Source organism: Variovorax sp. NFACC27 (assembly GCF_048301545.1).
Classification (GTDB): domain Bacteria; phylum Pseudomonadota; class Gammaproteobacteria; order Burkholderiales; family Burkholderiaceae_C; genus Variovorax; species Variovorax gossypii.
Genome location: NZ_CP157613.1, coordinates 2,050,862 through 2,070,811 on the forward strand (window position 1 = coordinate 2,050,862; position 19,950 = coordinate 2,070,811).

At 68.9% G+C, this 19,950-nt stretch carries 21 protein-coding genes; 4 read left to right on the forward strand and 17 right to left on the reverse strand.

Annotated elements, in window-relative coordinates:
• Positions 1–25: 25 nt before the first annotated feature.
• The 3 genes from ABL840_RS09740 to ABL840_RS09750 all read right to left on the reverse strand — a co-directional run bounded on the left by ABL840_RS09740 (position 26) and on the right by ABL840_RS09750 (position 3,718).
• Positions 26–373, reverse strand: a complete 348-nt coding sequence (locus ABL840_RS09740; RefSeq protein ID WP_093305739.1) for a DUF1161 domain-containing protein — start codon at positions 371–373, stop codon at positions 26–28.
• Positions 374–408: 35 nt separating this feature from the next.
• On the reverse strand, positions 409–2,640 hold the full coding sequence (locus ABL840_RS09745) for an NADP-dependent isocitrate dehydrogenase (protein WP_093205221.1): 2,232 nt from the start codon (positions 2,638–2,640) through the stop codon (positions 409–411).
• 148 nt (positions 2,641–2,788) lie between these two features.
• Entirely contained in the window at positions 2,789–3,718 is a 930-nt protein-coding gene (locus ABL840_RS09750; RefSeq protein ID WP_093305737.1) for a LysR family transcriptional regulator, read from the reverse strand.
• A gap of 117 nt (positions 3,719–3,835) precedes the next feature.
• On the opposite strand from ABL840_RS09750, the gene ABL840_RS09755 reads away from it, so the two are divergent.
• On the forward strand, positions 3,836–4,705 hold the full coding sequence (locus ABL840_RS09755; protein WP_093305735.1) for an oxidoreductase: 870 nt from the start codon (positions 3,836–3,838) through the stop codon (positions 4,703–4,705).
• Between the two features lie 13 nt (positions 4,706–4,718).
• Here ABL840_RS09755 and ABL840_RS09760 read toward each other — a convergent pair whose 3' ends face one another.
• Positions 4,719–5,357, reverse strand: coding sequence for an ABC transporter ATP-binding protein (locus ABL840_RS09760; protein ID WP_093305733.1), 639 nt, complete (start codon positions 5,355–5,357; stop codon positions 4,719–4,721).
• Positions 5,358–5,412: 55 nt separating this feature from the next.
• Between ABL840_RS09760 and ABL840_RS09765 the strand changes: the two genes are divergently transcribed.
• Positions 5,413–6,204 carry a hypothetical protein gene (locus ABL840_RS09765; protein WP_093305731.1) on the forward strand — a complete coding sequence of 264 codons (792 nt, stop codon included), beginning with the start codon at positions 5,413–5,415 and terminating at the stop codon, positions 6,202–6,204.
• Between the two features lie 16 nt (positions 6,205–6,220).
• On the opposite strand, the gene ABL840_RS09770 is transcribed toward ABL840_RS09765, so the two are convergent.
• Complete coding sequence (locus ABL840_RS09770; RefSeq protein WP_093205196.1) at positions 6,221–7,513, reverse strand: CynX/NimT family MFS transporter; 1,293 nt, start codon at positions 7,511–7,513, stop codon at positions 6,221–6,223.
• A complete protein-coding gene (locus ABL840_RS09775) occupies positions 7,513–8,193 on the reverse strand; it encodes a FadR/GntR family transcriptional regulator (protein ID WP_093205194.1) in 681 nt (226 codons plus the stop codon). Before ABL840_RS09775 ends, ABL840_RS09770 begins: the two co-directional genes overlap by 1 nt.
• A gap of 349 nt (positions 8,194–8,542) precedes the next feature.
• Between ABL840_RS09775 and ABL840_RS09780 the strand changes: the two genes are divergently transcribed.
• Positions 8,543–9,436: a LysR family transcriptional regulator gene (locus ABL840_RS09780; RefSeq protein ID WP_093305729.1), complete on the forward strand. Its 894-nt coding sequence runs from the start codon at positions 8,543–8,545 to the stop codon at positions 9,434–9,436.
• Positions 9,437–9,451: 15 nt separating this feature from the next.
• Here the strand turns inward: ABL840_RS09780 and pbpC are convergent, their stop codons facing one another.
• Positions 9,452–11,710, reverse strand: a complete 2,259-nt coding sequence (pbpC, locus tag ABL840_RS09785; RefSeq protein WP_093305727.1) for a penicillin-binding protein 1C — start codon at positions 11,708–11,710, stop codon at positions 9,452–9,454.
• Positions 11,711–11,989: 279 nt separating this feature from the next.
• On the opposite strand from pbpC, the gene ABL840_RS09790 reads away from it, so the two are divergent.
• Complete coding sequence (locus ABL840_RS09790; RefSeq protein WP_093305725.1) at positions 11,990–12,199, forward strand: thrombospondin type 3 repeat-containing protein; 210 nt, start codon at positions 11,990–11,992, stop codon at positions 12,197–12,199.
• Between the two features lie 101 nt (positions 12,200–12,300).
• Here the strand turns inward: ABL840_RS09790 and ABL840_RS09795 are convergent, their stop codons facing one another.
• The 10 genes from ABL840_RS09795 to ABL840_RS09840 form a co-directional block, all read right to left on the reverse strand.
• A complete protein-coding gene (locus tag ABL840_RS09795; protein ID WP_093205184.1) occupies positions 12,301–12,927 on the reverse strand; it encodes a LysE family translocator in 627 nt (208 codons plus the stop codon).
• Positions 12,928–12,982: 55 nt separating this feature from the next.
• Positions 12,983–13,384: a GFA family protein gene (locus tag ABL840_RS09800; protein ID WP_093305723.1), complete on the reverse strand. Its 402-nt coding sequence runs from the start codon at positions 13,382–13,384 to the stop codon at positions 12,983–12,985.
• Positions 13,385–13,461: 77 nt separating this feature from the next.
• Positions 13,462–14,151 carry a class I SAM-dependent methyltransferase gene (locus tag ABL840_RS09805; protein WP_093205179.1) on the reverse strand — a complete coding sequence of 230 codons (690 nt, stop codon included), beginning with the start codon at positions 14,149–14,151 and terminating at the stop codon, positions 13,462–13,464.
• Between the two features lie 55 nt (positions 14,152–14,206).
• Positions 14,207–14,488, reverse strand: a complete 282-nt coding sequence (locus ABL840_RS09810) for a DUF2277 domain-containing protein (protein ID WP_093205177.1) — start codon at positions 14,486–14,488, stop codon at positions 14,207–14,209.
• A 31-nt stretch (positions 14,489–14,519) separates the two neighbouring features.
• Positions 14,520–15,011 carry a GNAT family N-acetyltransferase gene (locus tag ABL840_RS09815; protein ID WP_093305721.1) on the reverse strand — a complete coding sequence of 164 codons (492 nt, stop codon included), beginning with the start codon at positions 15,009–15,011 and terminating at the stop codon, positions 14,520–14,522.
• On the reverse strand, positions 15,008–15,619 hold the full coding sequence (locus tag ABL840_RS09820) for a GNAT family N-acetyltransferase (RefSeq protein WP_093305720.1): 612 nt from the start codon (positions 15,617–15,619) through the stop codon (positions 15,008–15,010). The genes ABL840_RS09815 and ABL840_RS09820 overlap by 4 nt, the downstream gene beginning before the upstream one ends.
• Positions 15,620–15,667: 48 nt before the next feature.
• Positions 15,668–17,020: an amidase gene (locus ABL840_RS09825; RefSeq protein WP_093305718.1), complete on the reverse strand. Its 1,353-nt coding sequence runs from the start codon at positions 17,018–17,020 to the stop codon at positions 15,668–15,670.
• Positions 17,017–17,760, reverse strand: a complete 744-nt coding sequence (locus ABL840_RS09830; RefSeq protein WP_093305716.1) for a DUF2848 domain-containing protein — start codon at positions 17,758–17,760, stop codon at positions 17,017–17,019. The genes ABL840_RS09825 and ABL840_RS09830 overlap by 4 nt, the downstream gene beginning before the upstream one ends.
• A gap of 3 nt (positions 17,761–17,763) precedes the next feature.
• Positions 17,764–19,092, reverse strand: a complete 1,329-nt coding sequence (locus ABL840_RS09835; RefSeq protein ID WP_176947578.1) for an MFS transporter — start codon at positions 19,090–19,092, stop codon at positions 17,764–17,766.
• A gap of 55 nt (positions 19,093–19,147) precedes the next feature.
• Positions 19,148–19,831: a DUF4286 family protein gene (locus tag ABL840_RS09840; RefSeq protein ID WP_093305715.1), complete on the reverse strand. Its 684-nt coding sequence runs from the start codon at positions 19,829–19,831 to the stop codon at positions 19,148–19,150.
• Positions 19,832–19,950: the final 119 nt, after the last annotated feature.

Sequence of the window (19,950 nt, forward strand, 5' to 3'; positions counted from 1 at the left end):
GGCGCGGCGGGCGCCCGGCTGCTGCTTACTGCTTCCTGCAGTCGCCGCCCATGGACACGGTGCCGTCCTTGCACTCGGTGAGCATGGGCTCGCCCGGGGCAGGAGGAGCGGCAGCGGGAGCCGGTGCGGCCCCCGCGTCCTTCAGGTAAACGACCTTCTTCGTGCCGAGCTCGCAGCTGCCCACCACCTGGCCGTTCGCCGATGCGTTGGCATCGATGACAGTGACGGTGAAGCGCGCCACGCCGCTCGCGGCGATCTTCGATTCGATGCGGGTGCGCAGGGCCTCGCAGTCCTCGGCGGCCGCATGCGCGGTACCCGCCGCGCCGGCCAGGGCCAGCACGGCGGGAAGCATCGCGAGCCAGGAGGGCTTCATGACGGCTGCCACCCGCACGATGTCGACCGGCCTTCTTATGCCGAAGCCAGCGCCGCGTTGAGCGTTGCGCTCGGACGCATCACGGCTTCGAACTTGGCGGGGTCGGCCAGGTAGTAGCCGCCGATGTCCACGGCCTTGCCCTGCACGGCGGCGAGTTCGTCGACGATCTTCTGCTCGTTGGCGGTGAGCGTCTCGGCCAGCTTCACGAAGGCTGCCTGCAGTTCCTTGTCGTCGGTCTGCGCGGCCAGTTCCTGCGCCCAGTACATCGCCAGGTAGAACTGGCTGCCGCGGTTGTCGAGCTGGCCGGTCTTGGGCGAGGGGTTCTTGTTGTTGTCGAGCAGCTTGCCGGTGGCGGTGTCCAGCGTCTTCGCCAGGATGGCGGCCTTCTTGTTGTTCGTCTTCAGGCCCAGGTCTTCCAGGCTCACGGCCAGCGCGAGGAATTCGCCCAGCGAGTCCCAGCGCAGGTGGTTTTCTTCCACCAGCTGCTGCACGTGCTTGGGGGCCGAGCCGCCCGCGCCGGTCTCGTACATGCCGCCGCCGGCCATCAGCGGAACGATCGACAGCATCTTGGCCGAGGTGCCCAGTTCCATGATGGGGAACAGGTCGGTCAGGTAGTCGCGCAGGATGTTGCCGGTGGCGCTGATGGTGTCCAGGCCGCGGACCACGCGCTCCAGCGTGTAGCGCATGGCGCGCACCTGGCTCATGATCTGGATGTCCAGGCCCGTGGTGTTGTGCTCGTGCAGGTACATCTTGACCTTGGTGATCAGCTGTGCCTCGTGCGGACGGTACGCGTCGAGCCAGAAGACCACCGGCATGCCGGAGTTGCGCGCGCGGTTGACGGCCAGCTTCACCCAGTCGCGGATCGCGGCGTCCTTGACCTGGCACATGCGCCAGATGTCGCCCTTCTCCACGTCTTCGCTCATCAGCACTTCGCCGGTGTCCAGGTCGGTGATGTTGGCAACGCCGTCTTCGGGGATCTCGAAGGTCTTGTCGTGCGAACCGTATTCCTCGGCCTTCTGCGCCATCAGGCCGACGTTGGGCACGGTGCCCATGGTCTTGGGGTCGAAGGCGCCGTGCCACTTGCAGAAGTTGATCATCTCCTGGTAGATGCGGGCGAAGGTCGATTCGGGCATCACGGCCTTCACGTCCTTCAGGCGGCCGTCGGCGCCCCACATCTTGCCGCCGTTGCGGATCATCGCGGGCATGGAGGCGTCCACGATCACGTCGTTGGGCGAGTGGAAGTTGGTGATGCCCTTGGCCGAGTCGACCATGGCGAGCTCGGGGCGGTTCTCGTGGCAGGCGTGCAGGTCGCGCTTGATCTCGTCCTGCGTGCTCTGCGGCAGCGTGGCGATCTTGTTGTAGAGGTCGACCATGCCGTTGTTGACGTTGATGCCCAGTTCGTCGAACAGCTTGCCGTGTTTCTCGAAGGCTTCCTTGTAGAAGATCTTCACGCAGTGGCCGAACACGATCGGGTGCGAGACCTTCATCATGGTGGCCTTGACGTGCAGCGAGAACATCACGCCGGTCTTGCGCGCGTCCTCGATTTCCTTTTCATAGAAGGCCAGCAGCGCCTTCTTGCTCATGAACATGGAGTCGATGACCTCGCGGTCGAGCAGGGCGACCTTGGGCTTGAGAACGATGGTCTTGCCGCTCTTGGTCAGCAGCTCCATCTTGACGTTGCGCGCGCGGTCCAGCGTCATGGACTTCTCGCCGTGATAGAAGTCGCCGCCGTGCATGTGCGAGACGTGCGAGCGCGATGCCTGGCTCCAGTCGGCCATGCTGTGCGGGTTCTTGCGGGCGTATTCCTTGACGGCCTTGGGTGCGCGGCGGTCGGAGTTGCCTTCGCGCAGCACGGGGTTCACGGCGCTGCCGGTGCACTTGTTGTAGCGCGCGCGGATGTCCTTGTCCTCGTCCGTGGTCGGGTTCTCGGGGTAGTCGGGGATCTTGTAGCCCTTGCCTTGCAGTTCCTTGATGGCGGCCTTGAGCTGGGCGACCGAGGCGCTGATGTTGGGCAGCTTGATGATGTTGGCTTCGGGCTTGAGCGTCAGCTTGCCCAGTTCGGCCAGGTTGTCCGGCACTTTCTGGTCGTCGCTCAGCAGCTCGGGGAACTCGCCCAGGATGCGCGCCGCCACCGAGATGTCGCTGGTTGCGACGTTGATGCCGGCCGGGTTCGTGAAGGCGCGGATGATGGGCAGAAACGCGTAGGTCGCCAGCAGGGGCGCCTCGTCGGTGAGGGTGTAGACGATGGTTGGTTGCTTCGAGCTCATGCGCTTCTTCCGTAGATCCTGGTTGTCGGGGTGGCTGGAACTTCCGGCTGTCGGGCGGTAGCCCGCTTTTTTCCGGAATCCCCGATTGTCGCCGGCCGGGACCGGGTTTCGCCATGCGGGTTGCGAAGCCCCCGGCGCGAAGCGCGTCTTAACGGGGTTCCGGCTGGCCGGATGCCTCTTTTTCGAGCATTTCCCGGGCCAGGTCGACGAAGGCGCGCAGCTTGGGCGCCTGGGCGGCGCGGCGCGGAAAGTACAGGAACAGCCCCGGCTCCTCGAAGGCCGAGCGCGGCAGCAGCCGGCGAAGGCGGCCCTCGCGCAGCTCGGCGCGCACCAGCGGCTCGAAGATGTAGGCGATGCCCACGTCGGCCAGCGCCAGCTCCCGGGCGTAGAGCGCATCGGTGACGCGCACGGTGCCCGGCACCTCGACCGAGACATGGGCGCCGCCCTCGTCGCGCAGGTCCCAGGCGTAGACGCCGCCAGAGGTGACGAAGCGGAAGCCGATGCAGTTGTGCTGCTGCAGCGCCTCGATGTCGCGTGGCTCGCCGGCCAGCTCCAGGTAGCGCGGCGTGGCCACCATGATGGCCTGGAAGGGCGGGGTGAGCCGCACCGCGACCATGTCCTGGGCCACGGTGTGGCCCAGCCGCACGCCGGCGTCATGGCCGCTGGCCACGATGTCGGCCAGGCCGTCGTCGCAGGTGATCTCTATTACCAATTCGGGGTGGCGGCGCGACATCTCGGCCACCAGCGGCGTCATGACCAGCGGCAGCGCCACGTGCGGCGCGTTGATGCGCAGCACGCCGCCCACGCGTCCCGACGATTCGCCGAAACGGTCGACTGCGTCGGCGATCTCGCCCATGGCGGGCGCCAGCATGGCAATGAAGCCGGCGCCGGCCTCGGTAAGCCGCACGCTGCGGGTGGTGCGCGCGAAAAGCGGCAGGCCCAGGTGGTCCTCGACGGCGCGCACCGCGTGGCTCACGGCCGAGGCGCTCATGCCCAGTTCGGCCGCGGCGGCCGCGAAGCCGCCGCGCCGGTGCACCGCCAGCACGATGGCCAGGTGCGGGAGCAGGGTGCGGTCCATTCATGCATCGTATCGCAAGGTGCATTCGATTTGAACCGTCTAGTCGATGAATGCGGTTGATGGAACAGTCACGCCATGCCTTCACGGCAACCCATCAACCCTCAAGGAGCAAGCCTCATGACCACCACCGCCAACAACGCTTCGCAAGCCCGGGCCCGCAAGACCTGGTTCATCACCGGCGCCGCCTCCGGCTTCGGCCACGCCTTCGCCGAACATGCGCTGGCGCAGGGCCACAACGTCGTCGCCACCGCCCGCGACGCCGCCCGGCTCGCCGACCTCGTGGCGCTGGCGCCCGACCGTGTGCTGGCCACGCCGCTCGACGTGGACGCGGCCGGCGCGGCCGAAGCCGCCGTGCAGGCCGCGGTCGAGCGCTTCGGCCGCATCGACGTGCTGGTCAACAACGCAGGCTACGGCGTGGTCGGCGCGCTCGAGGAGACGCCCGACGCCGAACTGCGCGCGCTGATGAACACCAATTTCTTCGGCGCCATGGCCGTTACCCGCGCCGCGCTGCCGGTGCTGCGCGCGCAGAAGTCGGGCGCCATCGTCAACATCTCCAGCCTGGGCGGGCAGCTGTCGTTCTCGGGCTTCAGCGCCTACTCTGCCTCCAAGTTCGCGCTGGAAGGCGCCTCGGAAGCGCTGGCGCAGGAAGTGGCGCCCTTCGGCATCAAGGTGCTGATCGTCGAGCCGGGCCAGTTCCGCACCCAGCTGGCGGGCAGCGGCATGCGCCACATGCCGGTGATCGAGGCCTACCAGCCGGTGGTCGGCGCCACCCGCGAGTTCGCGCACAGCATGCACAACACGCAGGCCGGCGATCCGCGCAAGGCCGCGGTGGCCATCGAGAAGGCACTGGACGCCGAGCACACGCCGCTTCGCCTGCAGCTCGGCGACGATTCGGTCGACGCGGTGCGCGCCCATGCGCAGGCGATGCTCAAGGACATGGAAGCCTGGGAGTCGGTGAGCCGCAGCACCAACTTCGACGCGGCCTGAAGACAGGCCGGTCTCAGCGCAGCGGCAGCTCGATGGTGGCCGCGAGCGGCACGGTGTCGATGCGGGCCGCGCTGGCCACGAGGACGGCGCGACCCTGCCGCCCGTCGAAGCCGGAAAGCGTGCTCCACAGGCAGCGCGTCGACGGCATGTCGAGCCCGGCGGTGGGCTCGTCGAGCAGGACCAGCGGCCGGCCCGACGCGAGCCCGGCCGCCATCCACACCTTGCGCTTCGAGCCGGTCGAGAGCATGAACATCTTCTTGTCGAGGTGCGGCGCCAGTGAGAAGCCCTCGGCAATGGCCTGCCACTTCGCTTCGTCGAAACCCCCGTCACCCTCGGCGAGCGAGGCGGTGCATTCGCGGGCCGTGAGCTGGTCGAAGCGGTCGGTCACGGGGTCGACGAAGAACACCTGGCGGCGGTATGCCTCGGGCGCGGTGTCGAGGGTCGCTCCCGCCACCGTCAACCGGCCGGAAGAAGCGGGCAGCATGCCGGCGATCACCTGGAGCAGCGCCGACTTGCCGGTGCCGGTATCTCCGTAGAGCAGCGTGACGCCCGGGCCGATGGATGCATTCCAGCCAGACACCAGCGGCGGTTGGTCGGGGTAGGCGAAGCTCAGCGCGTCGATCCGGAGAAGGGCGGGAGAAGAAGGATTCATGGTCGCGTGCGACTTTATCAACCAGGCGCCCCGCCGGTGGCTACCATCCGGCTCCATGAGAAAACTGCCGTGCCTGCTCGCCCTGCTGTCGTTCGCCGCCCCGGTGCTTGCCGCTCCCGATCTTTCCGCGCCGTCGGCGCAGGTGTTCGATGCGGTGAAGAAGCCCGATTCGCTCGACGCGCAATGGCGCACGCGCCTGTGCGCGTTGTTGCCGCAGCCCTGCAACGCGCAGCAGCTGGGCCTTTACCGTCCGCGCAACGCCGCGCCCGGCAACTACGTGGTGCTCTCCACCGAGCCGCTGGCCATGGCGCGCGTCAGGCGGGATGCCGGCGACGCGAAGGGCTGGCAGCTCGATCGTCTCCATGATTTCTCCGACTATGCGCAGGCCCTGAAGAAAGACAACGACGCCAGCCGGTCCGAGGCGCGCCTCTCGCTCGCGCCGGCGCTCTATCCGCTGGCCGAAGGCAAGTGGGCGGCTGCGGTGCTGCATACCGTGTCGGAGGGCTACTCCGGCGGCGGCGCCTCGTTCGACACCGCGGACTTCGTGCCGCTCGAAGGCGGCAAGGCGGTACAGGAGGACATCCCGTTCTCGTGCTCCAAGATGATCCGCGCCTGTTTCAGCGAGAAGGAATACAAGACCTCGAAGCACTGCCACGACGAGAGCTTCGGCAGCCTGCGCATCGCCTACGGCGAGACATTCAAGTCCGGCGCGCCCTACGACTGGCAATACACCTGGGTGCAGACCGAGTGGCCGCAGAACGAGCCGCGCAGCGCCGCGACCACCACGCGCGTGCTGTTCACCGCGAAGACCACCGAGCGCGCGGGTTTCTGCGGCGGGCCGCAGTAGGCAGACGTCCTGCGCTTCAGTGCCGCGGCACCGTCGTCGTGCCAACGTGCATCGTGCGGCCCGCGCCCAGCCCCGCGATCACGAGCGCCACGCCCAGCCCGATGAAGAGCCACGACGAGGCGCGGAAGCTCCCCGTCCAGCCGTGCAGCAGGCCGGCCACCAGCGGGCCGAAGGCCGCCACCATGTAGCCCACGCCCTGCGCCATGCCCGAGAGATGCGCGGCCACGTGCGAATCGGGCGAGCGCAGCACGATCATCGTGAGCGCCAGCGCGAAGGTGCCGCCCTGCGCGATACCCAGCAGCACGGCCCAGGCCCACACGCCGAACACGCCATCCAGCGGCGCGAACAGCATCGCCAGCATCGCGCCCACCGTGAGCATCGCCAGCGCGACGGCGAGGCCGCGCTGGTTGCGCAGCTTCACCGCCAGCGCCGGCACCACGAGGCAGGTGACCACCTGTGTCATGACCGACAGCGACACCACGTAGCCCGCGGTTTCGCTGCCCAGACCGCGCTCGCGCAGGATCGGCGCGAGCCATCCCATCACGATGTAGGCGAGGGCGGACTGCAGGCCCATGAAGAAGGTGACCTGCCAGGCCAGCCGGTCGCGCCACAGGCCGCGCACGGTGAAGCCCGACTCGCTCGGCACCGGCTTCAGCGGCAGCGCCTGCGGTGCCCAGATCAGCGTGACCAGCGCGGCCGGCAGCGCCCACATCGCGAGCGCCATGGTCCAGCCGCCGCCCAGCGCGTGCTCGATCGGCACCGTGAGGCCCGCCGCACTGGCCGCGCCGCCGCACACGGCCATGGTGTACAGGCCCATCATCAGCGCCGCCTGCGAGGCGAAGTCGCGCTTCACCAGGCCCGACAGCAGCACGTTCGACACCGCGATGCCGCTGCCCGCGATGGCCGAGGCCAGAAACAGCAGCGGAATGTTGCCGGTGCCGCGCAGCACCGTGCCGACCAGGATCAGCACCATGCAGCCGAGCAGCGTGCGCTCGGTGCCGAAGCGGCGGCCAAGGCCCGGCGCGAGCGGCGCGAAAACGCCGAGGCAGACGATCGGCAGCGTGGTCAGCAGGCTCGCCGCGGTGGCGGAAAGGCCCGTGGCCTTGATGATTTCCGGCAGCACCACCGAGAGGCTGGCGAACACCGGGCGCAGGTTGAAGGCGATCAGCACCACGCTGGCGCCGAGCAGGATGCGGCGCGCGAGCGTGGGGGCAGGCGTGGGGCGCGGAACGGGCAGGGTGTCGGCTTCGGCGTCGATCAGCAGTTCGTCGCCGGAATGACGCGCCGTGGCGGCGGTGGCCGTGCTCATCACGTGCCCAGCGCCAGCGCGCTGATCATCGGTGCCATGAAGGCGCGCACGGCGGCGGCGGCCGTCTCGGGGTTGCGGCTGGCAATGCCTTCGACGATGGCGCGGTGCGCGGCCTCGTCGGGCTCGGGCAGGGTGTTGCCCGTCATCGAGCTGGCGATGGTTTCCTTGATGTAGCCGGTGACGAAGCGGCAGGTCTCGGCCAGCGCGAGATTGCCCGATACGTCGACGATGGCCAGATGGAACGCGAGGTCGCGTTCGATGAAGGCCGCGCCATTGTCGGCCTCGTCGGGCACGCCGCGCCTGTCGAGCAGGGTGTGCAGGCGGCGCAGGTCGCGCGCCGTGTGGCGCACCGCCGCGAGGCGGGCGGCTTCCACTTCGAGCGCCTGGCGCACCTCGAACTGGTCGCGCAGGCTGGCCAGCCGCATCTTCTGCAGGCTGGACGAAGGATCGAAGCCGGAGCGGACATAGGTGCCCGAGCCCTGGCGCACTTCGAGCAGGCCGCGCGACACCAGCGTCTTGACCGCCTCGCGCACCGTGCCCCGGCTCACGCCCAGCAGCTGCGCGAGTTGCGGCTCGATCGGAATGCGGGAGCCGACGGCCCAGCGGCCGGCGGAGATTTCGGCGCGGATGCTGTCGGCGGCGGTGTCTGCGAGGGAAGTGCGGGGAGCTTGGGCGAGCATCGGGTGAGCCTGGTCATTCAATGATTGGACGAATTTTGTCGCCAAACAGAGCCCGGACTGTACATCCGGCGGCCGATTCGGGCAGTGCTCTTACAAAAAACCGCAACCCCTCTACGAGGCGGTTTGCAAGGCGATATCGCGGATTTCTGCCGATAAGGTGAATTTTTCCCTGCATTCGGCAGGTGTTACCCAAAGTGTTGCCTGCCCGAGGCGTCCTGTCAGAGAATGAAACTAAAGGTAGCTTGTGAATCCGCAAGTTGTCCTGCTCCGTGGTTCGGCACTCCCTTCCCCGACCGCTGGACGGAGCGTTCAGGGAGAGCAAGAAAAAACGGACCCCCGTCGAAGCGAAATGAAGGACTTTTCTTTGTCGGACGTGCGGCTCTTCACCAAGGCCGCGCAGCTCGGAGGCTTGACTCCGGCAGCCGAGGTGCTGAACGTCCCCAAGGCTTCCGCGTCGCGCCAGCTCCAGAGACTCGAAGCCACCGTCGGGCACCTGCTGCTGCATCGCGGCGCCACCCGCTTCGCGCTGACCGAGGAGGGCCGCGAGTTCCTCGCGGCGGCCCAGCACGCGCTGACCATCCTCGACGACGTCATGCTCGACCTGTCGTCGGAAGGGGATGCCGTCACCGGGCGGCTGCGCATCGCCGTGCCGCACTACTACGGCAGGGAGCTGCTGATGAACCATCTCCCGGCCTTCATGACCGCCTACCCGCGGCTCGAAGTGACGGTCGAGACCGGCAGGGACCGCGCGGACCTGTTCCACGACGGAGCCGACGTGGCCATCCGCTGCGGGCGCGAGGGCAGCGACGAGCTGGTGGTGCGCCACCTGAAGCAGGAGCCGCTCATGCTGTGCGCCGCGCCGGCGTACCTCGCGCGGCACGCCCCTGTGCAGGGCCTGCCCGACCTGGCCGCGCATCGCTTCCTGACCACCGATGCCGGTGGGCGCAAGCGCGAGATCAGCCTCGCGACCGTCGAGAAGACGCACCAGATGCGCGTGGAAAGCGTGTTCCGCTCCGACGACCCCGAGATGGTCCTGCGGCTGGCGCTGTCGGCTCGTGGCATCGCGCTGCTGCCGGTGTCGCTGGCGCGGCCGCAGATCGACGGCGCGACGCTGGTGCCGGTGCTGCCGTCGCTGGCGCTGAAGCCGCACGACATCGACCTGAGCTACCTGCCCGCGCGTCGCAACACGCCGAAGATCAAGACCTTCGTCGACTACTTCCTGGCCGTCTTCAGGTCGGCCTGAAACCCGCCGACGGCCTCAGCGCCGGGTGTTCTTCGCCACCACGCCCGCGCCGCGCACCTCCAGCCTGCGCTGGTCGACCACCTTGCCACTCGCGTCCACCAGTTCGATCACATGCCGCCCCGGCCAGGGAAACCATTGCACGGTGTTGCCGCGCGCCAGCGGCTTGCCGTCGACGCGCCACTGCACGCCGCGGCCTTCCGAGTCGAAGCGCACGCGCTGGCGCTGCGGCGGGATGTCGGGGTCGAGCGCGATGATGGTGCCGTCGGCCGGCGCGGTGATGCGCGCCGGGGCGGCGTCGGTCGCCATGCCGGTGTCGAGCGCGAAGAGCGGCTGCTCGGTGCCCTGCAGGAACCATTCGCTGCGCGCCGCTTCGAGCGGGTTGCCGTCTGCGCCCGGCCCGAAGCTCACGCGCGTCTCGACAAGGCCCGGCGGCGGCGCGGGCGCGCGGCTCGGCTCGCGCGAGTGCAGGAAGCGCATCACCTCGGCCCACACCGGCGCGGCGCCGCTGGTGCCGCTCACGTCCCACATCGATTCGCCGCTGGCGTTGCCCACCCACACGCCCACCGTGTAGCGCTGCGACCAGCCCACGGCCCAGTTGTCGCGCATGTCCTTGCTGGTGCCGGTCTTCACGGCCGTCCAGAAGCGGGTGGAAAGAATGCTGTCGAGCCCGAATGTGCGCGTGCGCGCGTTGGGGTCGGAGAGGATGTCGCCGACGATGAAGGCGGCGCGCGGATCGAGCAGCGGCGGGGCGGGCGTCTTGTTCCTGTCCGCCGGCTTGGCGAGTGGCAGCGCCGTCAGCGTCGTCGGGCCGTAGCGCCCGCCGTTGGCCAGCATGCGGTAGGCGTTGGTGAGCGACAGCAGCGACACCTCCGCGCTGCCGAGCGCGAGGCTGTAGCCGTAGTAGTCGCCGCTTTCGCGCAGCGGCAGGCCAGCGGCGCGCAGCTCGCGCGCGAAGGCCTCGGGCGACACCATCACCAGCGTGCGCACAGCGGGCACGTTGAGCGATGCGGCCAGCGCCGTGCGCGCCGATACCGGGCCCTTGAAGCGCCGGTCGTAGTTCTGCGGAATGTAGAGGCCGCTGGCGGTGCTGATCTGCGCCGACGAGTCCTCGATGAGCGAAGCCGCAGTGATGCGCCGCTCGGCGATCGCCTGCGCGTAGAGCAGCGGCTTGAGCGTGGAGCCGGGCTGGCGCAGCGCGGTGACGCCGTCGACCTCGGCCGCCTGGCTCAGCGGGCCGGAGGAGCCGACCCAGGCGAGCACCTCGCCCGTCGCGTTGTCGAGCACGACGAGTGCGCCGTCTTCCACATGGCGGTCGCGCAGCTCGCGCAGGTGGCGCTGCAGGGTGTCGAGCGAAAAGCGCTGCAGCGACGCGCGCAGCGTGGTGCGCACGCCGGATTCCTTCTCCTTGCCTTTCGACGGGGGGCCGGCGACGGTTGCAACGGGAGCAGCCGCGTTCGCGTCCCGGATCTCGCGCAGCACCCGGCGCGCAGCATGCGGCGCGATGCCCTCGTTCGGCTCGAAGGCCCGGCGCTGCACGGCCGCGCTGGTGAACATGTCGAGCGCGTCGCAGTCTGTCTTCTGCTGCGGCTCCATCGTGCGCAGCACCTCGCAGGCGCGCTGGGCCACCACCGCGGGCTTGGCGTTCGGCGCGCGCACCAGCGCCGCCGCCACGCTGGCCTCGCGCGCATCGAGGCCGCTGGGGGCCTTGCCGAAGAGCGTGCGCGAGAGCGCGTCGATGCCGACGATCTCGCCGCGGAACGGCACGGTGTTGAGGTACGCCTCCAGGATCTGGTCCTTGCGCCAGTTGCGCTCCAGCTGCGCGGCCGCCACCGTCTGCCCGATCTTCTGCGTGAAGCTGCGCCCGCCCGAGTTGCGGCGCAGGTCCTCGTCGAGCAGGCCCGACAGCTGCATCGTGATGGTCGATGCGCCTCGCGTGCGCGTGTTCCAGAGGTTGCCCCATGCGGCGGCCGAGACCGCGCGCCAGTCGATGCCGCTGTGCTCGTAGAAGCGCTTGTCCTCGCTCAGCACCATGGCCGTGCGCAGCGCGGGTGACACGTCGGCCAGCGCGGTCCACTGGCCGCGCCGCACGGTGGGGTCGGTGCGCACGCGCTGCAGCAGCTCGCCGTTGCGGTCGAGCACGGCGGTGTCGGAGGAGCGGAAGTCGCGCTTCACTTCCTCGAAGCTCACCACGGCCCGGGCCGGGTGCGCCCATGCCGCGACGATCAGCAGGGCTGCGAGGGTCTTGCGGGAGAAAAAGAAGGGCGCGGACTGCATCGGAAGAAAATAAAACCGGTATCCAAAAGCAAAAGCTCGGGTGTCGGCATTCTCCCTCGGCGACGCACCACGGGAACCTCGCCTACCGCGCAATGCGCCGCCGGCCGCCTTGCCGCGGCGCGGCCACGGGTCAGAGTTCAGGCTGGAACCACATCCGGTAACGAACTTCACGCGAGGGCTTCAATGTGGAAACCCGACGCGTACCGGCGTGGACTTCAATGCACTACCGGCTCGCAGGAGGCGAACCCCGGTTTCACAAACACTCCAAGGAGAACTCGCATGACGAAGACACTGGCGATCCTGCTGGCCGCATCGGCCATCCTGGCCGGCTGCGTGGTCGCACCCTACGACCGCCCGCCGCCGCGCCCGCACTATGGCTACGGCGATCGCGACCGCGACGGCGTGCCGAACCGTTACGACAGGGACCGCGACAACGACGGCGTTCCCAACCGCTACGACCGCAGCCCCAACAACCCGTACCGCTACTGATCGCGCTTGATCAGTGGCACAACAGAAAAAGGGCCGCGAAGCATTGCGCTTCGCGGCCCTTTTTCCTTCTTGACGAGGCGGCGCGGGTGTTCGGGTGTTCTTCAGCCCGGCCGGCGCGCCATCAGCGCCCAGACGCCGGCCGCGCTCAGCAGCGAGCCGCCCGCGAAGTTGAAGCGCCGCTGCGCGCGCGGCGACGACAGCAGCCTGCGCGCCGATCCCGCGAACACCGCGTACAGCGTGGCGTTGGTCGCGGCCAGCACCACGAAGGTCACGGCCAGCACCCAGAGCTGGCGCGTCACGTCGGCGGCCGGGCTGATGAACTGCGGCAGGAAGGCCACGAAGAACACGATGCCCTTGGGGTTCAGCGCAGTCACCAGGTAGGTGTTGGCGAACAGGCGCAGCCGCGAGGCGGGCGCGGCCGGCGTGGCGATCTCGGCCGACGAGATGCCCGCGCGCAGCAGCTTGATGCCGAGGTACAGCAGGTACAGCCCGCCCACCCACTTCACCACCGTGAACCAGAAGGCCGAGGTGGCGAGCAGCGCGCCCAGCCCCAGCAGCGACACCACCAGCGCCGTCGAGTCGCCCAGCGCGACCGCGGCCACCAGCGGCAGGTTGGCGCGGCGCCCGTGCGACATCGAGTAGCTGATCACCGTGAGGATGGTCGGCCCCGGAATGATCAGCATGACGGCGGAGGCCGCGACGAAGGCGAGCCAGAGTTCGATGGGCATGTGCTTTGTCTCCAGATGGTCGGATGGTGGTTGTTGCGGAAAGCGATTCTCGTCGTCAGATGCCGATGGCCGTGCGCGCGATGTGCCAGGTGCCGCGGTGTCCGTCCACGTAGCTGATCGGCGAGCGGGCAAGGTCGTCGAGGTCCACGTCGTCCAGGCAGGTCACGTTCACGCCATAGGCGCTCGCGCCGGTCTCGGGCGAGTGACCCACGCCGAAGGAGCGCACGCTGCAATGCCTGCAGACGATGTAGTGGCTGTTGCGGGTGTCGAGCATCTGCTCGCTGAGTTCGGATTCTCCTTCGATCAGCCGGAAGGCATCGGTCGCGACGATGGCGGGCCAGAAGCGGGTCCGGGTGCAGATCGAGCAGTTGCAGCGCAGGGTGCCCAGGCTCAGGTCGATGTCGGCCTCGAATCTCACGGCGCCGCAGTGGCAGCCTCCTGTATAGGTCTTTTTCATACGCTCGGAATTCGCATGGTGGTGCTGGAAAGCACCATATCAAAGGCCGCGCGGCAGCGCTGCGCTGTGGTCATGCGTCATGCGCGGGCGACCCAGCCCCTGAACGTGAATCCCGTGAAGAAGAGGCGGATGTCGCTGAAGCCCGCGTCGCGCAGCATGGCCTCGTCCTGCGCCGGCGACAGGATCGTCAGCTCCTTCTCGACCTTCTCGCGGGTTGCCGCCGCCTGGCGCGGATCGGAACCCGATGCGACGAGAAAGGCCGCGTACCGCGACATCCATGTTTCGCGCTCGCCCGGACCGTCTTCCACGCTGAGATGCGCCATGACGAAGGGCGCTCCCGGCTTCAGGCGGCGGTGGATTTCCTTCGCCGTCGGCAGCCGCTGGTCGCGCGGCACGAAATGGAAGGTCAGCAGGCAGGTGGCGCCATCGAAAGGGCCCGCTGGAGCGTCCTGCACATAGCCTTCGTGCAATGCCACGCGCGACATCAGCGGGCCCAGCCTCTGCGCCGCGAGTTCCAGCATCGGCCCGCTCGGATCGACACCGTCGATCGTCCATGCTGGGTTGGCCTGCGCGAGGTCCTCGACTTCCAGGCCGCCGCCGGCGCCGACCACCAGCACCCGGCCTTCGCGGGGCACGTGTTCGGCTAGCAGGATGCGCGTCATCGGCAACAGGCCGCTGTATCCGGGCACGTTGCGCTTGGGGCCTTCGGCGTATTTGGCGACTGCGTCCGAGGTGCTGAATGCGCTATGTGGAGTGTTGTTGCTCATCCGAAGATGATGGCACGCGAGTCGGGTGCCGTCGGCACCAGGGGTCAAGCCCGTGTCATGCGGCCCTGTCGCTGCCGAAGCGTATGGCGGCGCGGGCTTTTGCGCGCTCCGCTTCCACGGCGCGGTCGCGCGGCTCGGCCGTGGTGACCAGCGAGTCGATCAGCCGCGCGGCGGTGGCGGCCACTTCGTCGACCGCTAGGCCGAAGGCTTCTTCATTGGCCTTCGACGGCACGCTGAAACCGCTGAGCTTGCGCACGAACTGCAGCGCGGCGGCGCGGATTTCCTGTTCGGTGGCGGGCGGCTCGAAGTTGTAGAGGGTCTTGATGCTGCGGCACATGGGCGCTCTCCAGTCGACGACGCCGCCCAGTCTAGCGAAGCAGGGCCATCGCGTAGGAGTCGTGGTAGTTGCCGTCGATGAGCGTGGTGCGGCGCAGCAGGCCCTCGTGCTCGAAGCCGAGCCGCTCGTAGAGCGCCCTGGCATTGGCGTTGTCGGTGCGCACCGAAAGCTCGATGCGCGTCAGCCCGCGTTCCCACGACTTGTCGATGGCCGCCTGCAGCAGCCGCCTGCCCAGGCCCCGGCCGCGCGCCTCGGGCAGCAGCGCGATGCCCAGGACGCCGACATGGGCGCGCGAGTGGCCGAACACCGGCGACACGTCGCACCATCCGACCACCCGGTCGCCGTCGAGCGCCACGAAGTGCGGAAAGCCGCCGGCGATCAGGCCGCGGTAGAAGTCGATCGACTGCGCCAGGGGCGGCGCCTGCGTCAGCGCGAGGTACTTCTGCTCGCGCGCGACGACGTCGAGAGCCCGGTGCAGGCTTTCGAAGTGGGGCTCGGCCGTGGGCTCTACGGTGCAGTTCATTCCGTGGATCCCTGCGCTGTCGTGGCCAGCCGTGCCTCGAGGTTCCGCCTCACCTCGGGCCACTCGTCGTCGATGATGCTGAAGCGCACCGAATTGCGCTTGCGGCCGTCCGGCATGATGCGTTCGTTTCGCACGACGCCTTCCTGCTTCGCGCCCAGCCGCAATATGGCGGCACGCGACCTGGCATTGATCTCGTCGGTGGTGAGCTGCACGCGCACGCATTGCAGCTCCTCGAAGGCGTAGCGCAGCATCAGCAGCTTGGCCTCGGTGTTCACGAAGGTCTTCTGCCACGAGGCCGAGATCCAGGTGCTGCCGATTTCCAGCTTGCGGTTGACGCGGTCGATCTTCCAGAAGCGCGTGGAGCCGATGACCTTGTCGGTCTCGCGCAGCACCGTGGCAAAGGGCATCACCGTGCCGGCTTCACGCCCCGCGAGGGCGTTCCCGATGTAGGCCTCGACGGTTTCGGCGGAAGGCACGACGGTGAACGGCAGCTTCCAGAGTTCGCCGTCGGAGGCGGCCTCCACGAGTGCCGCGGCGTCGGAAGCCAGCAGCGGGCGAAGCAGTAGATGGGGACCGGTGAGCGATGGTTGCGGTTGCACGAGCGACATGGGCCGCACGATAGCCGATGACGCCAGCGCGGCGTCATCGGCTGTCGTTCAACCCGCGCGCTGAAGCACGGGTTCGGCGGCCAGCGCCACCGCGGCCAGCCGCGCGTCGTCGCCGCGCACCGACGCCAGCATCAGCCCTACCGGCAGTTCGCCCGGCGCTTGGCACGGCAGGCTGAAGGCGCAGCCGTCGAGCAGGTTGATCGCGAAGGTGTTGCGCAGCAGCAGGCCGTTGGCCCTGAAGAAGGCCGCGTCTTCCGCCAGCGCCGCGATGGGCGGCGCGACGATCGGCACGGTCGGGCACACGAGCGCGTCGAAGCCTTCGATGGCGCGTTCGATGCGGCCGATCCAGTCGCGCCGGCGGTCCTGCATGGCGATGTAGTCGGCGGCGCGCACCTCGGTACCGAGCGCGATGCGGGCGGCCACGCGCGAGTCGAAACCGTCGCGCTTCGCGGCGAAGCGTTCGCGGTGCACGGTCGCAGCTTCCACCGGCGAGAAGCCGCCGGGCGCGTTGACGGTCGAGATCTCGGCGAGCTCGGCCAGGGTGATGTCGACGATCTGCGCGCCCGCTGCCGACAGAGCTTGCAGCGCGCGGTCGAAGGCTTTCGCGACAGCGGGTTCGATGTCGTCGAACATCAGCGTGCGCGGCACGGCCAGGCGCATGCCCTGCAGCGGGCGGCGGCGCACCGTGAGCGGCGAGTCGGCAATGGCCGCATCGGCGATCAGGCAGTCTTCCACGCTGCGCGCCATGGCGCACACCGTGTCGAGCGAGCGCGCGAGTTCGAAGGCGCCCGTGCGCGGCACCCGCGACTGCGTGCTCTTGAAGCCGACCAGCCCGCACAGCGCGGCGGGAATGCGGATGGAGCCACCCGTGTCCGAGCCCAGCCCCGCCACGGCGAGGCCCAGCGCCACCGACACCGCCGCGCCGGACGAAGAGCCGCCCGGAATGCGCGCCGTCTCCACATCGGCCGGATTGCGCGGCGTGCCGTAGTGCGGGTTGATGCCCACGCCCGAGAACGCGAACTCCGTCATGTTGGTCTTGCCGACGATGGCCGCGCCCTGCGCGCGCAGCCGCGCCACGGCAACCGCATCGTGCGCGGCAGGCGGTTCGCCCGCGCAGACGGCGGAGCCTGCCATGGTGGTTTCGCCGGCCACGTCGTACAGGTCCTTCACCGAAACGGGCAGGCCGGCGAGCGGGCCGAGTTCGATGCCGGCCTTCCGCGCGGCATCGGCATGGCGCGCGGCGGCGCGGGCCGCGTCGGCGTAGAGGCGCGTGAAGACATGCTGCGCAGCAGGCTGTTCGGCCGCTTCGAGCACTTCGTCGATCAGCGCCTCGTGCGAGAGCTCGCCGCGCGCAATGCGATCGCGCAGTGCCTTGATGGTGTTGCCGTTCTTCATCGTCATGCCACCACCGGCAGTGCTTCCACCGCATAGCGATGCACGATGCGGCGCCGAAGCTTCGGGTCGTGCAGTTCGATTTCCATCTGCGCGGCGGGCCGGATGCCTTCGCCCTTCGCGTTGGGCAGCGCGCCCAGCGTGCCGCAGGTCATGAAGAGGCCTTCGGGCGCGGAGCCGGCGCCGGGCATGCCGTCGCGCAGTCCGGCCAGCGGGCGGATCGATGCGAGCGTGCCGCGCTGGTAGTCGATCCAGCAGCCGTCCTCCAGGATGCGCGAGCGCAGCTCGAGCGTGTCCTGGTGCGCCTGCACGTCGCTCCAGCGCCATGCGGTCTCGGCCACGGGCTTGGCACACATCTGCTTCGACACGGCTACCGAGTAGCTCTCTACGTGGCGGTCGGTGTGGTCAGAGGCCACGCTCAGCCACCACTCGCCCTGCGAGAAGAAGAGCACTGGCTCGGCCTCGCCGGAGCTCTGGTCGCCCAGCGCCTCGATGGCGGGCGATTGGGTCAGCAGCTGGGCCGCCACGCGGTAGTACAGCGGCACGCTCGAAGGACGCGGCACGCCGAGCGCGGCCAGTTCCTCGATGTGGTGCTCGATGGCCGCGATGTCGCGGCCGGTCCAGCCCGCCACCACCAGCGCGCGGGGTGCGAGGAGGTGCAGGGCCGTGGAACGGGTGCCGTCGTCGGCGATGCTCTCGCAGGCGAAGCGAAGGCGGGAATTGGTGTTCGTGTTGCTCGTGCTTGCCATCGATCAGCTCTCCAGCGGGCGCTTGGCGGTTTCGCGGGCCACCGCGAGGGCGATCAGCGTCACGCCCAGCGCGGCCACCACGTAGAACGACACGGCCACCGTGCTGCCCCAGGACTTGAACAGGCTCGCGATGATCAGCGGCGCGAAGCCGCCGCCCACGATGCCCGCCAGCGTGTAGGCCAGCGAGGCGCCGGCGTAGCGCACGCGGCCGGGGAACTGCTCGGTGACGAAGGCGGCCTGCGGGCCGTACATCATCGCGTGGATAAGAAGGCCGACCACCACCGCAGCGCAGATCGCGACCGGGTGCGCGCTGTCCATCAGCACGAAGAACACGAAGGCCCACACCATGCCCAGCAGCGCGCCGGCGATGTACACCGGGCGGCGGCCGATGCGGTCCGACAGGCTGCCGAACCACGGCACCGCGATCGCGTTGCAGGCCGCGCCGATCATCGTGGCGGTGAGCGCCAGCGGGCGCGACAGGTGCAGCACGGTGGTCACATAGGTCAGCGTGAACACCACCACCAGCGCGTACAGCACGTCGGAGCCGATGCGCGAGCCGCCGGCCACCAGCAAGCGGCGCCAGTGTTGAGTGATCACTTCCTTGATGGGCGTCTTGGCGGTGGACTTCTTCTCCTCCATCTCGCGGAAGACGGGCGTTTCGTCCACGCCGCGGCGCAGCCACAGGCCGAAGAGCACCAGCGCGACGCTGGAGATGAAGGGAATGCGCCAGCCCCAGCTCTGGAAGTCTTCCGGGCTCAGCCAGGCCGACACGGCGGCGATGAAGCCGGTGCCGATCAGCGTGCCGCACGAGGGGCCCACCTGCGTGAACGAGGCATTGCGGCCGCGCTCGTCGGGCTTGCCGTGCTCCATCGACAGCAGCACCGCGCCGGCCCATTCGCCGCCGAGCGCCACGCCCTGCACGAAGCGCAGCGCCACCAGCGCGACGGGCGCCCAGATGCCCCAGCTCGCGTAGGTGGGCAGCAGGCCCATCAGGCCGGTGGAGACACCCATGATGACCAGCGTGGCCACCAGCACGAAGCGCCGGCCCAGCCGGTCGCCGAGGTGGCCGAACACCACGCCGCCCAGCGGGCGCGAGATGTAGCCGACCGCGTAGGTGGAGAACGCGAGGATGGTGCCGGTGAGCGGGTCGAACGAGGGGAAGAACACCGCGTTGAAGACCAGCGCCGCCATGATGTTGTAGACGGTGAAGTCGTACCACTCCAGCGTGGTGCCGATGGAGCTGGCCATGGCCAGCCGGCCCATCTTCGCGGAGGCCGGCGCGGCCTGCCCGGGTGCCGCGGAGCCCGCGGCGGGAAGAACATGTTCGGTCATTGGATGCCTTTGTTCGGTGAGGGATGGAGGTGAGTGGGGGCGGATGCCTGCCGCGTCAGGCCAGTTCGGCCGCGGTCAGCTTCCAGCCGAGCGCGAGCAGCCAGCCGCCGGCGGGATCGGCGTCGAATGCGGCGGCGGCCGTGGCGCGCGCCGAGCGGGCCGAGGCTTCGCTGCTGGTCTCGATCACCAGCATCGGCTGCAGCACGCGGCCTTCGGTGGATTCGCGCGGCAGCGGCGTGCTGAGCGTGGTGTCGGGTACGAGCAGGTACGACTGCACGAAGCCTGCCTGTTCCTTCTTCAGCTGCTGGCCGATGCGCGCGGCGCCTTGCACCAGCGCCTCGGCATCGGCAGCCACGGGCAGCGGCAGCACGACCACGTGGCTGCCGCTGCCGAAGCCCGTCACGGCGCGCACGGCGCACACGCGGCGCACGGGCCGGCGCATGCGGTCGAGGTTGGCGACCGACCACGGCGTCTGCTTCTCGAATGCGGCGCGATAGCCGGGCGAGCCGAACACCGCCAGCGATTCGGTGCGGTACAGCCCCAGGTACTTGCGGCCGCCTTCGAGCGAGAAATAGCGCGCACCGGAGAGAAAGCCGGGAATGCGTGCGCGCTCTTCCACATGCTCCTGGTCGTACCAGCGGTTGAAGTCGGCCTCGTCGGCCGGCTCGACGTCGGATGCGACGAACAGCATGCCGTTTGCCGTCGTTGCTGCGGAAGAAGAGGAGTCAGGTGTGTTCATGGCGGCGGAAGAGAGTCGGGCCTTCGAAAAAATGAAGGCGCGATCTTCCGTCGCAGGGTCGGACTGTCACAAACGAGTTTTTCTGGGCGACAGCCACAAGAATTACTGGCCCCTTTTCG